The sequence below is a fragment of the Clostridium saudiense genome, from assembly GCF_000577815.1.
Taxonomy (GTDB): domain Bacteria; phylum Bacillota; class Clostridia; order Clostridiales; family Clostridiaceae; genus Clostridium; species Clostridium saudiense.
In genome coordinates this window covers 49,744-62,487 of record NZ_CBYM010000014.1, presented here as the reverse complement: position 1 = coordinate 62,487, position 12,744 = coordinate 49,744, and the positions used below count along the sequence as shown (strand labels likewise).

The 12,744-nt window shown below is 26.7% G+C and carries 13 protein-coding genes; 3 read left to right on the top strand and 10 right to left on the bottom strand.

All coding sequences use genetic code 11. The features are described 5' to 3' along the window. Positions 1–82: 82 nt before the first annotated feature. From TY07_RS08855 to TY07_RS08845, 3 genes are all read right to left on the bottom strand, one after another. Positions 83–1,807 carry a sensor domain-containing diguanylate cyclase/phosphohydrolase gene (locus TY07_RS08855; RefSeq protein WP_042398293.1) on the bottom strand — a complete coding sequence of 575 codons (1,725 nt, stop codon included), beginning with the start codon at positions 1,805–1,807 and terminating at the stop codon, positions 83–85. A gap of 297 nt (positions 1,808–2,104) precedes the next feature. Continuing rightward, on the bottom strand, positions 2,105–3,529 hold the full coding sequence (locus TY07_RS08850) for a PTS transporter subunit EIIC (RefSeq protein WP_042398290.1): 1,425 nt from the start codon (positions 3,527–3,529) through the stop codon (positions 2,105–2,107). A gap of 283 nt (positions 3,530–3,812) precedes the next feature. Then, positions 3,813–4,277, bottom strand: coding sequence for a UPF0158 family protein (locus TY07_RS08845; RefSeq protein WP_242833244.1), 465 nt, complete (start codon positions 4,275–4,277; stop codon positions 3,813–3,815). A gap of 308 nt (positions 4,278–4,585) precedes the next feature. On the opposite strand from TY07_RS08845, the gene TY07_RS08840 reads away from it, so the two are divergent. Beyond that, the gene (locus tag TY07_RS08840) at positions 4,586–5,923 is read left to right on the top strand and encodes an MATE family efflux transporter (protein WP_042398287.1); all 1,338 of its coding nucleotides are present in this window, start codon (positions 4,586–4,588) and stop codon (positions 5,921–5,923) included. Positions 5,924–5,986: 63 nt separating this feature from the next. On the opposite strand, the gene TY07_RS08835 is transcribed toward TY07_RS08840, so the two are convergent. Together TY07_RS08835 and TY07_RS08830 are read right to left on the bottom strand one after the other, a co-directional pair. After that, a complete protein-coding gene (locus TY07_RS08835) occupies positions 5,987–6,460 on the bottom strand; it encodes a hypothetical protein (RefSeq protein WP_042398284.1) in 474 nt (157 codons plus the stop codon). 188 nt (positions 6,461–6,648) lie between these two features. Next, entirely contained in the window at positions 6,649–6,888 is a 240-nt protein-coding gene (locus TY07_RS08830; protein ID WP_042398281.1) for a hypothetical protein, read from the bottom strand. A gap of 321 nt (positions 6,889–7,209) precedes the next feature. On the opposite strand from TY07_RS08830, the gene TY07_RS08825 reads away from it, so the two are divergent. After that, positions 7,210–7,473, top strand: coding sequence for a DUF4190 domain-containing protein (locus TY07_RS08825; protein WP_052330662.1), 264 nt, complete (start codon positions 7,210–7,212; stop codon positions 7,471–7,473). 56 nt (positions 7,474–7,529) lie between these two features. Here the strand turns inward: TY07_RS08825 and TY07_RS08820 are convergent, their stop codons facing one another. The 4 genes from TY07_RS08820 to TY07_RS08805 all read right to left on the bottom strand — a co-directional run bounded on the left by TY07_RS08820 (position 7,530) and on the right by TY07_RS08805 (position 10,251). Further along, on the bottom strand, positions 7,530–8,096 hold the full coding sequence (locus tag TY07_RS08820) for a 50S ribosomal protein L25 (protein WP_042398276.1): 567 nt from the start codon (positions 8,094–8,096) through the stop codon (positions 7,530–7,532). Positions 8,097–8,203: 107 nt separating this feature from the next. Then, complete coding sequence (locus TY07_RS08815; protein ID WP_042398274.1) at positions 8,204–8,770, bottom strand: GNAT family N-acetyltransferase; 567 nt, start codon at positions 8,768–8,770, stop codon at positions 8,204–8,206. Between the two features lie 131 nt (positions 8,771–8,901). Next, positions 8,902–9,771, bottom strand: a complete 870-nt coding sequence (locus tag TY07_RS08810; protein WP_042398271.1) for an N-acetylmuramoyl-L-alanine amidase — start codon at positions 9,769–9,771, stop codon at positions 8,902–8,904. Between the two features lie 276 nt (positions 9,772–10,047). After that, a complete protein-coding gene (locus TY07_RS08805) occupies positions 10,048–10,251 on the bottom strand; it encodes a heavy-metal-associated domain-containing protein (RefSeq protein ID WP_042398268.1) in 204 nt (67 codons plus the stop codon). A gap of 221 nt (positions 10,252–10,472) precedes the next feature. Between TY07_RS08805 and TY07_RS08800 the strand changes: the two genes are divergently transcribed. Next, positions 10,473–11,909 (top strand): carbon starvation CstA family protein, encoded by a 1,437-nt coding sequence (locus tag TY07_RS08800; RefSeq protein ID WP_042398265.1) that lies wholly within the window; start codon positions 10,473–10,475, stop codon positions 11,907–11,909. A 139-nt stretch (positions 11,910–12,048) separates the two neighbouring features. On the opposite strand, the gene TY07_RS08795 is transcribed toward TY07_RS08800, so the two are convergent. After that, on the bottom strand, positions 12,049–12,726 hold the full coding sequence (locus TY07_RS08795; protein WP_042398262.1) for a hypothetical protein: 678 nt from the start codon (positions 12,724–12,726) through the stop codon (positions 12,049–12,051). Positions 12,727–12,744: the final 18 nt, after the last annotated feature.

Genomic DNA, 12,744 nt, shown 5'->3' with positions numbered 1-12,744 from the left:
TACTTATTAGTAAATTTTATTATTTAATATAAATATCCCTGAAATGAATCAATATTTCAATTCATTTCAGGGATATAAACTACTAATTCTTGCTTATTACTTTACAAAAAACTTCGACTATATTTGGATCAAATTGTTTACCAGAACAACGTCTTAATTCTTCTATTGCTTCTTGTTTATTTCTTCCCTTACTATAAACCTTATCATTTATTATTGAATCATAAGAATCAACTACAGAGACTATTCTAGCTATTAATGGAATTTCTTCACCTTTTAATCCTAAAGGATATCCTGTTCCATCCCATCTTTCATGATGAGTTAATATTCCTCTAGCTATATGACTAAATTCAGGTAATAATTGTGCTAATCTATATCCCTTTTCAGAATGTGTTTTAACTATTTCAAACTCACTTTCTGTTAAAGGCTGTGATTTCAATAAAATATAATCTGGTATAGCAATTTTCCCTATATCATGAAGCCTTCCAAGAAGACTTAATTGATCAATTAAATCCGCTGTAAGATTCATTTCTTTTCCAACCTTTTCAGAAAGCTTCATTACTCTTTCAGTATGTTCTTCTGTTTCAATCTTTTTCTTATTAAGATCTTCTTTTAGTCTTTCTAAAGTAGATACTCTTATTGTCTTGCTATCAAAAATTTTTTGCTTATATGCTTTATCATCTGCCTCACATAAAACAGAATCAATACATCCTTCTCTTTCTAATAAAGCAAACCCCAAAGATATGCTTGTCTCTATATTACTATATTCATAATTAGAGCATTTTTCATTTATACTATTGATAATATTAGTACACTTTTCACTTGAGGCACTAGGAACTATAATACAAAATTCATCTCCACCAAATCTAAATGGAGTTTCTAAATCACTACAACATTCTTTTAAGCATTCAGCAACTCTTTTTAATAATTTATCACCTTCGTTATGACCAAAAGTATCATTCACTAATTTTAATCCATTGACATCTCCAGAAATAATCCCAATTGGAAATAGTTCTTCTTTAATATGTTCTTCGATTTTTTTATCAAAATAAGATCTATTATATAATGTAGTAAGTGAATCAACATAACTTAAATATGTTAATTTTTCTTCATTTAATTTATATTCAGTCACATCTCTAACAAGACCAACTAATCCTATAATTTCATTGCTATTATTTATTACAGGTGTTTTTATACTTTGAAACGTTTTAACCATATTTTCTTTAGGAGAGAATACTTTTTCTTCTATATAAAGTGGCTCTTTTGTATTTAAAACTATATTATCATGCTTATAACAAATCTCTTTAAACTCTTCTTCTAATGGAAATTCTAAATCATTTTTTCCTATAATGTCATAAACACCTTTTTCGTTATAAAATTTTTCACAAGCTTTATTTATCCCAATATATTTTAAATCCTTATCCTTATAAAAGACTAATGATGGAATATTATCAATAACAGTTCTTAACATAAGTTTTTCATTTGTATTTAATACTTCAATATCTTCTATTATACTTCCTATTAATATTTTTTCATTGTTATCAAAATATGTACTTATCTTATATTTATAACTTTTGTTTTTATATGTAAAGATATTGCTATTACTTGATTTTTCATTAACAATAGTCTTAAGAAGCTCAGCATACTCATCTTTATCATTTAAATGTTTTATCAAAATATCATAGTTAAAATTCTCATTTAAATTAAATGTATTTTTAAAGGATGAGTTTATAAATAATACTTTATTTTTACTATTTTTTATCCATATGGGATGCTCTAATACCTCAAATATTTCCATGTTGCTTATCATTTTACACACTAATTTCTTTCTAAATTTTTTACTTATTAAAATTTATAATTTATTAATTAAAGTTACTTAGTTAATAATTATTTATAAATTAATACTATATAATATTAACACAAACTATAATTTTCTTTAAATATAGTATTATTTTATCAACACTAAAATCCTATTGTCAAATGTCTATACAAACTTACGTTTGATAAATTAAAAGAGACAGCATATTATTTATTAAAATACTATCTCTTTAAAGTTTTTAATTAAAATTTATTAATATTTACTTTTAATATTTATTATTTTATCAAATTATATACTTGCAACATCTGAATCTTTGATGGTGAAGTAAGTTATAATAAATCCTGCTATATAAGAAATACATAAGCCTATAAAATAATTAAGCATTGAATTTGGTTGCATAATTGCAATAGCTACTAAACCTGATGGACCCCAAGCATTTGCTAAAACATGTGTTAACATAACATATGCTCCACCAAACCCAGCTCCAATACCAGCTGTAATAAATGGTTTAAACATAGGAAGAGTAACTCCATAAATTAACGGCTCCCCTACACCCAAAAATCCAGCAGGAAGTGCACCTACTATTACTTGTTTTAATCTTTCATTCTTAACTCTTCTAGCAATTAGGTATATTGCAATAGCTGCACCAACTTGTCCAGCACCAGCCATTGCAAGTACTGGGAACAATGAAACACCACCCATAGCTTCTAATTGAACTGCATATATTGGAATTAATCCATGATGTAAACCTAAAAGTACCATTGGTAAAAATAATGCAGCTAATATATAACCACTAATTACACTAACAACTGGATTAGAAGAATTAATGATAATACTTAACAATGCTACCAATCCATCTGATATAAATCCTGCTAGTGGCATTATAATAAATACAAATAATATTGCAGTAATAAGTAAAGATAATAATGGAGTTAAAATTAACTCTAAAACATCTGGCATTCTTTTACGAATTGCTTTTTCTATCTTAGCTAATATATATACCCCCATTATAACTCCAATAATACCACCTTTACCTGTAGTTAAGATAGAATTTAGAGGAACTGCCTCATCATATAGTCCAAATGTTTGAGAAATTGCTACTATATTTGATCCTATAGAAATAGCACCAATCATACCTCCTAAAGCTTCAGTTGCACCAAACTGCTTTGCTGAATTAATACCTGTATAAATTGCAAAATATCCTAAGAATGCTCCCCCTATTAATGAAAACATTAATTGTGTTACTTGCCAAAAACCTTCAGCTGGTAATGTACCTTGACCTTGAAGTGTTGTTATTAAACTTGCTAACCCATTGAAAATACCTGCTGCTATAATTGCAGGGATTAAAGGTATAAATATATTAGCTATTACATTAATAGCCTTTTTAAATTTATTTTCCTTTTGTGTACCTTTTATTGTAGCCTTATTTTCTTTCCAATCACCAGCTACTAAAGTATCCTTAGGTAACTTCAATTCCTCTATACATATATCTGCTACCTTTTTTGCCTTACCAGGACCTAAAACAATTTGTATATAACTACCATCTTGTACAATACCTAATATTCCAACTGTCTTTTTTAATTCTTCTGAATTTACTTTTGATTCATCCTTTAATGTTACTCTTAACCTTGTCATACAGTTTGCAACTTTCAATATATTATCTTTTCCACCTATTAGCTCAACTATTTTTTGTGCCAACTCTAAATTTGTCATATAATTATTCATCCCCCTTATAAATTGAATAATTTAAAACATCATGCAACTTTCATTAAGTGTAAATCTAGTAGAATTTTATTTTACATTTTTATCACCTCAATACTTTTAGTATATTATAATAATGATTTGTATATTTAATGCTCAAATAATAAATTATTGTTATAGACTTTTTAAACTAAATAATATAACCCACAAGATATATAATTATACATCTTGTGGGTTATATTATTTCTACAAATTTCAATTAAATTTTATTATCATTATAATATTGAACTAAATTTTAATATTCTATATTATTTTCTTCACACCATTTAATTGCAATATTTCTCTCTGCTTCTTCTCTATAATCATACCAGTCATTAATTAAATCTTGATTTTCAATTTCTTGTCTTAAGCCTCTAAATGAATCTTTATTACTTAAAAGCTTTTCTTTTACTGGTATATCTTCTATTGTATTACAAAAATCAATCATCATTCCATGCTCATTAATATCATTATGTGATGGAAGTTGAATATAGTCATTTGGATTCATCTTAAAATCATGTAATGAAAGTATAAGCTCCTTTTCCCACTCTTCAAATTCTTCAATTTTATGTATATCATCAGCTTTATATGTTGCCGTACTACTATCTTCTATGTACATTATAACTCCAGTGTTCTTATTATAGTAATGTGTAAGTAGTTCCCCTTCAAACTCTATACATTCAATTACGTCATTTAAATCAGCTTTCATTTTATTATCCATTTATAATCACATCTTTCTACTTTATATTTACAAACTATATGTTATTTTATTATACATCATCTTATTGTTTTTGTATCCTTATTATATTTTTTATTAAATAAAGTCAAATTATTGACATGCATTTTTTTTTATGATACTATTGTAAAAAAATATTGTTCGTCTTGAATTTTTAAAAAGACTATAAATTTTGTTGTTTCTGACTTTAAACAACGAGATTTATAGTCTTTTTTTCTGTTGAAAATTAAGACAACTACAAAAGATAACTATGTAAGTTTAAGCTTACTAATAAAAAGGAGATGTTAACAAATATGAATCAATCTTATATGAAAGAAAAACCAATTTTACCATTGCTACTTTCTTTAGCTTTGCCAAGTATGATATCTATGTTGGTAAATTCTCTTTACAATATTATCGATAGTATATTTGTAGCAAAAATGGGTGAAAGCGCTATGACAGCAATATCATTAGTATATCCAGTGCAAAATCTAATTATTTCAATTGCTGTTGGATTTGGTGTTGGTATTAATGCAATGATTGCCCTTTATTTAGGCGCTGAAAAAAAAGAAAAAGCTAATTCTATAGCAACTCAAGGAATGGTATTTAGTATTATTCATGGTATTATACTTACTATTATTGGAATCATTATTATGCCACAATTTTTAAAATTATTTACTTCGGATACTACAATAATAAATTTAGGAATACGCTATTCAAACATTGTATTATCTTTTTCAGTAATCGTTATGCTTGGAGTTACATTTGAAAAAGTCTTTCAATCAGTTGGTAAAATGGTAATTGCAATGATTAGTTTAGTAGCTGGTTGTATTGTTAATATAATATTAGACCCTATCATGATCTTTGGACTTGGACCTATTCCAGCTATGGGAATTGAAGGTGCAGCTTGGGCCACATGTATTGGACAAACAGTAACATTACTTATTTATATAATTGCTTATTTACTTAAAGCTATTAATATTAAAATGTCATTTAAATATTTAAAACCTGGAAATCATATTTGTTGGAAGGTTTATTCAATTGGAATTCCTGCCTCATTAAACATGGCTCTACCTTCATTATTGGTATCAGCATTAAATGGAATTCTTTCATCCTTCTCTCCAATGTATGTAGTTATACTAGGTATATATTATAAACTTCAAACATTTATATACCTTCCAGCTAACGGAATAATTCAAGGTATGCGTCCAATTTTAAGCTATAATTATGGTGCCAAAGAATATAAGAGAGTTAAAAAAATATATAATATTTCATTACTATTAATTCTTGGAATAATGTTTTTTGGAATGATTTTATGCTTAGTAATTCCAAATCAACTACTTGGAATGTTTACTGATAATCCTGAAACTATAAAAGCTGGTGTAATAGCTCTAAGAATTATAAGTATAGGATTTATAGTATCTGCTTTCTCAATAGCAGCTTCTGGTGCATTAGAAGCCCTTGGTAAAGGCTTAAATTCACTAATAATTTCTTTATTACGTTATGTATTAATAATTATTCCACTAGCATTTTTATTAAGCCTTCCTTTTGGTGTAAATGGTGTATGGAATGCCTTTTGGATTACTGAATTAATTACTGCAGTAATTGCATATATTATATATAATAAATCAGTTAATAATCAGTTAATATAAATAATATCTAAAAAATATCGCTAACTTACAGAAGCTAGCGATATTTTTTATTTAAAATTATGTTTAATTTTCTTCACTGATACAGTTTTTCAATTCTTCTTGATAATCTCTTACGGCTTCTAATGCATTTAGACATTCCTCTCCATCTTTTAAATTAATATATAATAAAGCAGATAAATTACCATCCCTTTCACTTATTCTTGTTGCAACTCTATAGTGATCCTCTAATTTTTTAATCTCCATTTTGTAAATTAAATCTAAATGCGTTGTTTTTCCATTTAATTTTACGTTTATATTATTTTTCTCTACTTCTAGTTTAACATCTTTTTCAGTAATTCCTTCACTTATATTTCCAAACTTAGTAAAAGTATAGGATGCTTGATTATAATCAAATCGATTGCTCTCTTTTAAATTTTTTAATATATATTCTCCATCTTTAACAGCTTCTATAAATTCTTCTTCTTCATAAAAATGATATTTTCCTACATAGTCTAAAGTATAACTTTTAAAAATATTATCATTTATAGCTTCGTTCATTATTAAATCACATCCATTTTTTATTGTTTGTTTAAAAGAATTTGATTACTTTATTATAGTATGTACTATATTTTTTCTTTTTATTTTATTCTCATTTACGAGTATATTATTTAAAAGTATAAATATAAAAATAATAGAGAATAGCTTTATAATAATTAATAAAACTATTCTCTATTTAGAAAAATCTATTACTTTTTATATGCTTTTGTTGCTTCAATGGCTTCTTCCTTTGAAGAAAAGATAAACTTACCAATATTAGAATCACTTACAGAATACGCCCCATTCCAATAATCACAATTATTGTCACTAGTTAAGAATATTAAATTTTCATTTCCTCTATTCTCTACATTTGATACCTTTAATTCCAGTAATGTTTTATGATCTGATTCAATAGTATAATAACTATCGCCTACGTTTATATTGTTCATTTTTATATCCTCTTTCTTTAATAAATTAATTAATTATTATTTATTAATATTTAAAACATTTTTTCACTTCCTATATCAAATCTATTTAGATGTGATTTTCTTTTTATCACCATTTTTAATAATGATTCTATATATTGCAAATTAAACCAATCAGCAAGATTATTATGTGCATATATGTTAAATTATATTCCTTTTTTAGTATTTTTTTCTCATTTTCTTACAAATGCATTAGTAATTATTTTTTATACAATTATATTTCTTTTATCATTATTGCTAATTATTAATCATATACTATATTAATCAATGCTGGGGGTACTTAATTTGGATAATAATAAAGATGATCAAATAATTACTACTAAAAATTCTTATAATGTTTTTGCAATCGTAGGATTTGTTTTAGGAATTATTTCTTTTTTCCTTAACTTTTTTGGTATTGTAGGAATTTTAGCTGTAGTTTTTTCTGCAATTGGTTTATCTCAAATATCTAAAAATCAACAAAAAGGAAAAGTCTTAGCTATTTTAGGTATAATCTTTGGAGCAATTAATATCATTTATGCTATTTGCGCTATTTCTCTTATTTTTTAACATTTTCAATTTTAATTGTACATTAATAAAGGATGGCATATGCCATCCCTTATCTTTTATTCTTCAGATTCATCTTCACTTACATTATTTGTTCTATAACTAATTTTAGCTACTGCTAAATCAACATTGCCTTCAATTACCATATCCTTTGAAATAGGTAAATCTCTAACAAGTATTTGGTTTCCTTCTTCTAATTTAGATACATCAATAGATATATTATCTGGGAACTTACCTACTTCCCCTTGTAATTCAACCTCATTAACAAATGATTCTAATAATAATCCTTTTGCTTCTAGTGCTTCTTGTCCATAGAATATTACTGGTATTTTTAGCTTTACTAATTCACCTTTACTTATGCTTTGGAAATCTATATGAATTATCTTTCCAAAAGGATCTTTTTGCATTTCTTTTACTATGCATTTCTTATAATCTCCATTTAAATTTAAAGATACTACAGAACTCTTAGGATATCCTAATAATCTAATCAACTCTCTTTTAGTGATTTTTGCAGATAAAGCCTTATTAAGATCTCTTCCATAAATAATACATGGAATTTGTCCATTCATTCGTACCTTTTTACCATTTTCACATCTTTCACTTATGTTGAATACTAAATTATCCATTCTAATCCTTCCTTTTCATTTATGATATATAGTTTTTTTATTCTGTACATCATATACTATTCAGAAAAGGTATTTAATATTACTTTAACTTCTACTCTTGACTGTTCTTATTTGTTATTTACATATAAATTTTTAACTAAAACATATCTTCTTAAACCACCATATTTTAATTTGTCTTTTTTTATTTCATAACCTAAATTTATAAATGTATTTACACTAAATTTATTATAAGGTGATGCTGTAGCACATAATAATTCATTATTATTTTCCTTTGCTATTTTTTCTAATTCTTCACACATCAATTTTTGAAGTTTATTTCCTCTATATTCATCTTTTACTATAGTTGCTTCTATTTGTCCGACCTTTAATATATCTTCGCCACATAAATCTAAATCATATGCATAATTAGATTCATCGTATCCCTTACTAACATATACGCCCATTGCTATAAGCTCATGATCACTTGTTACATATCCTATTACTTTTCCCTTACCATTTAAATATTCTTCAAACTCATCTTTTTCTGTTTCTGCATAAATTTCTTTATTTTCTAATCCATTTATTATAGCTTCTTGAAGCTCCATTATCTTATCTATATCTGATAATTTTAATTCTATTAATTGTGTATCTACCATTACTCCGTCTTTTCTTTTTAGTTTTAGTAAATTATTCATTTTTCTTTCTCCTTATATTGGTAATCCTAATTACTAAAGTGCATTATATCCCATGGAAATAAGAAAAGCAAGGATATGAACAACACCATATTAAACTTTAAGGTTTGTCCAATAATCCTTGACTTAAATAATTATAAACCTAATAATTTTTTCCAAGTATTAGGTCCTACAATTCCATCAGCAGATAATCCATTAGCTTTTTGATAAGAAATAACTGCTGCTTTAGTATTAGCTCCAAAAATTCCATCAGCACTTATACCTAATTTTTCTTGAAGTAACTTTGTAATATTGCCCCTAGCACCTTGCTTTAACATAGGGCATCCATTTAAAGTATTAGGACCTGCAATACCATCTACCTTTTGATTTGAAAAACCTTGTTTATTGCATTCTTCTTGTAATCTAGCCACCCAGCTATCATAATTAGTAGTTGGTGGGTTTGATGGAGTAGGCTCAGGTGTTGTAGAGTCTGTTGAATTTGTAGAACTATTGACTATAGCCTCTGCTATTGTCTTACCAATTTTATCATAACCGAGCTTCTTATATAAAGCAACATCTTCAGTTGCTTCAACAAAACAAACTTCTACTATCATTGATTTCATGCTAGTATGCCTCAATTCATACAAACCAGTTCTTACCTTTTGTCCTCTATTTTTAAATCCTAAAGAAGCCATTTTATTAACGACTCTTTTAGCTGTATCATATTCAGAATAAACACATACTTCAGTTCCTAACGCTCCATTATAAGAGCTATAAGCATTATTAAAGTGTATTGATACAAATAAGTCAGCACCCCAATTATTAGCTTCATTAACCCCATAACTTAAGTCTGAAGATGAAGATGAAGTTGTATCTGGTGGTGTAACATCAAGAACATTTATTCCTAATTGTTTTAAATATTTAATTACTGCATTTTTTACTAATCTATCTTCTGTCAATTCATCTATTAAAGCACTTGATCCTGGAACATTTGGACAATGTCCTCCTCTAACTGCAATTTTCATAATTAACACACTCCTTTAGTTTATATTATGAAAAGTCTAATGCTATTGTTCTGAATTTGTGTCATAATTCACCACTTTTCTTTTAAAACTCTATTTTTCTATTTTTTTTAACATTATATATTCTAGATTTTCATTCTAAATCGCTACTAAATAATGAAAATATTAAAGCCATATTTTTTAACTTTTCATTTATATAATACAAATACTCTCTTTAATTTTTACAAAAAAATAAAGTTAATTTCATTAAAAAAATTAACCTTATTTATTGCTTATTTCTTATTCTATTTTATGGCCAGTATTTTCTATGCAACTTCTTATTTCTTGTTCTGTAGCTGGGTTGTTATATATAACTTCAACACTTCCCCTTGACATATCCACACAAACATTATTTACTCCATCTATTTTTTCAAGTGAATTTTTAATTTGTGTTTTCATATTTTCATTTGCTATTCCATTTACTATATAATGTTCTCTTTTCATTAATTCGTCTCCTTATGTTTAAAATCACATAAATAATATTTACAAAAAGATATAATAATATTAAATTTATAAAAATCTATTACAAATTAGGTACTAACAAATTATTATAATTTAGTACTAATAAATATATTAGCTACATATATTTTTACTAAAAGATATCTTTTGTAAACGTTTTATTACTACTGTTATATTCAAAAATAATTATTCAAGGAGGACTTATTTTGATTAGTTTTTTTGTCTGTCTAGCTATTTTAATTCTTGGCTATTTTCTTTATGGTAAACTTGTTGAAAAGGTATTTGGTCCAGAATTTGATAGAAAAACTCCAGCTTTAGTTCATCCAGATGGAGTTGACTATATGCCAATGAAACCTTGGAAATCTTTCTTAATTCAACTTCTTAACATAGCGGGTCTTGGACCAATATTTGGTGCTTTATCTGGAGCTATATGGGGACCATCTGTATATCTTTGGATTGTTTTTGGTACTATATTAGCCGGAGGTGTTCATGATTTTCTAAGTGGTATGTTATCAGTTAGAAATGATGGTGCTAGTATTTCTGAAATAGTTGGTATTTACTTAGGAAAAGTAATGAAAAATGTTATGAGAGTTTTTTCAGTAATTCTACTTGTTATGGTTGGGGTCGTATTTATGGTAGGCCCTGCTGGTCTTTTAGCAAAGCTTACTCCAAATTTTATGAATATTACATTTTGGACAATCGTTGTATTAATTTATTATTTTTTAGCTACCTTATTACCTATTGATAAAATCATAGGTAAACTTTATCCTATATTTGGTATATGTCTAATAGTTATGGCTCTTGGTATTGCAGGTGCAACAATTGCTCATAGTGGAACTAATCCAATGATGGAAATTACCTTTGAAAATCTTCATCCAAATGGTGCTCCAATTTGGCCATTAATGTTTATAACCGTTGCATGTGGTGCTATTTCTGGTTTCCATGCAACTCAATCACCAATAATTTCACGTTGCATTAATAATGAAAAAAACGGCAGAAAGATCTTTTATGGCGCAATGGTTGCTGAAGGTATAATTGCTCTTATTTGGGCTTCAGCTGGTGTTGCTTTCTATAAGGGTACTGGTGGATTACTTGCAGCTGGTGGTGGTAATTCATCTACTGTTTATGAAATGTCTATTGGTTTACTAGGTAAATTTGGTGGTGTACTTGCAATGATTGGTGTTATTGTTTGTCCAATTACTTCAGGTGATACAGCCTTTAGAAGTGCAAGGCTTACCATTGCAGATTGGTTTAAAATTGACCAAACTAAAATTCCTAAGAGACTTATGTTAGCAGTACCTCTTCTTGGAATTGGATATTTAATTTCCCTTATCGATTACTCTGTTGTTTGGAGATATTTCTCATGGTCTAACCAGACATTAGCTATGATCGTACTTTGGGCAGGCTCTGTATATCTTGCTAAATATGCTAAAGTTGCTAAACCTGCTTCATCATTAATTGCAGCATTACCGGCAACATTCATGTCCGCTGTAAGCTGTACTTATATTTTATATGCAGAAGAAGGATTTAAACTTTCAACAACAATAGCATATCCTATAGGAATAATCTTTGCAGCTGTTTGTCTTTGCTTATTTTTGTTTAAAACATTTATTCCTGCATTAAAAGCAAAAGCCAATTACTAAAATTTACTAATTATATAAAAATAAAAGATTCACAAAGCACTTTTACTTTGTGAATCTTTTTCATTTAATATATTTTTCACTCCAAAATCATTATTATAAATTATTTCATACCATATTATAATTCATGTGCAGTTTAATTTTACTTTTGTAATATATTTGCATCAATCATCATATCTAAAGTTATTCCCTCATCACTTACTAAAATAGAATTTAAATCTATTCCATTAAAATTTTCTTTAGAAATTATTACTTTATTATTTTCATACGCTACTATAATATCACTATTTACAAACCAGTCTTTAATGAAAGTTTTTAATGCTAAATTTACAATAAAATCAGCTAACTTTAAATCAAGAATCTTTACTGATCCAATATTAATAACTAGGTCCTTATTTTCATTTAAATTAGGCGATATATCAACCTTAATAGGTGTACTAATTTTATCTGTAACTGCATAATTAACATATAAACTAATATTATTGTCTTCAGTAACTGCTTCTAAGTTACTCATTTTATTATTTTTTGTCTTTTCTAAAAAGTAATTTATACCATTTACTATTGATTCTTCTGGTACAAATATTTTACCTTTAACTCCAATTATAGGGTTATTTATTATTTCTAGTTCTTCAGCTTTAACTCCCGCAATTGCATTAAGGAAATCCATTATATCTGAATCTACTTTTTCATTTGTTTCCTCTTTTTTTATATCTTCTTTTATTTCAGGTTGCTTTTCAACCTTTATAGCTACAAATACTATACTTCCTAAAATAAATAGTCCAAGTAGTATAGCTATTATTATATTTCTCTTTTTATTCATAAGATACCTCTTTTGTAT

What these genes read in the sequence shown, in the direction of transcription:
- TY07_RS08855 (WP_042398293.1), bottom strand. Translation starts at nt 1,807, where the DNA reads ATGATAAGCAACATGGAAATATTTGAGGTATTAGAGCATCCCATATGG.
- TY07_RS08795 (WP_042398262.1), bottom strand. Translation starts at nt 12,726, where the DNA reads ATGAATAAAAAGAGAAATATAATAATAGCTATACTACTTGGACTATTT.
- TY07_RS08830 (WP_042398281.1), bottom strand. Translation starts at nt 6,888, where the DNA reads ATGAACAATATAAACGTAGGCGATAGTTATTATACTATTGAATCAGAT.
- TY07_RS08810 (WP_042398271.1), bottom strand. Translation starts at nt 9,771, where the DNA reads ATGAAAATTGCAGTTAGAGGAGGACATTGTCCAAATGTTCCAGGATCA.
- TY07_RS08820 (WP_042398276.1), bottom strand. Translation starts at nt 8,096, where the DNA reads ATGGATAATTTAGTATTCAACATAAGTGAAAGATGTGAAAATGGTAAA.
- TY07_RS08815 (WP_042398274.1), bottom strand. Translation starts at nt 8,770, where the DNA reads ATGAATAATTTACTAAAACTAAAAAGAAAAGACGGAGTAATGGTAGAT.
- TY07_RS08840 (WP_042398287.1), top strand. Translation starts at nt 4,586, where the DNA reads ATGAATCAATCTTATATGAAAGAAAAACCAATTTTACCATTGCTACTT.
- TY07_RS08805 (WP_042398268.1), bottom strand. Translation starts at nt 10,251, where the DNA reads ATGAAAAGAGAACATTATATAGTAAATGGAATAGCAAATGAAAATATG.
- TY07_RS08835 (WP_042398284.1), bottom strand. Translation starts at nt 6,460, where the DNA reads ATGAACGAAGCTATAAATGATAATATTTTTAAAAGTTATACTTTAGAC.
- TY07_RS08850 (WP_042398290.1), bottom strand. Translation starts at nt 3,529, where the DNA reads ATGACAAATTTAGAGTTGGCACAAAAAATAGTTGAGCTAATAGGTGGA.
- TY07_RS08845 (WP_242833244.1), bottom strand. Translation starts at nt 4,277, where the DNA reads ATGGATAATAAAATGAAAGCTGATTTAAATGACGTAATTGAATGTATA.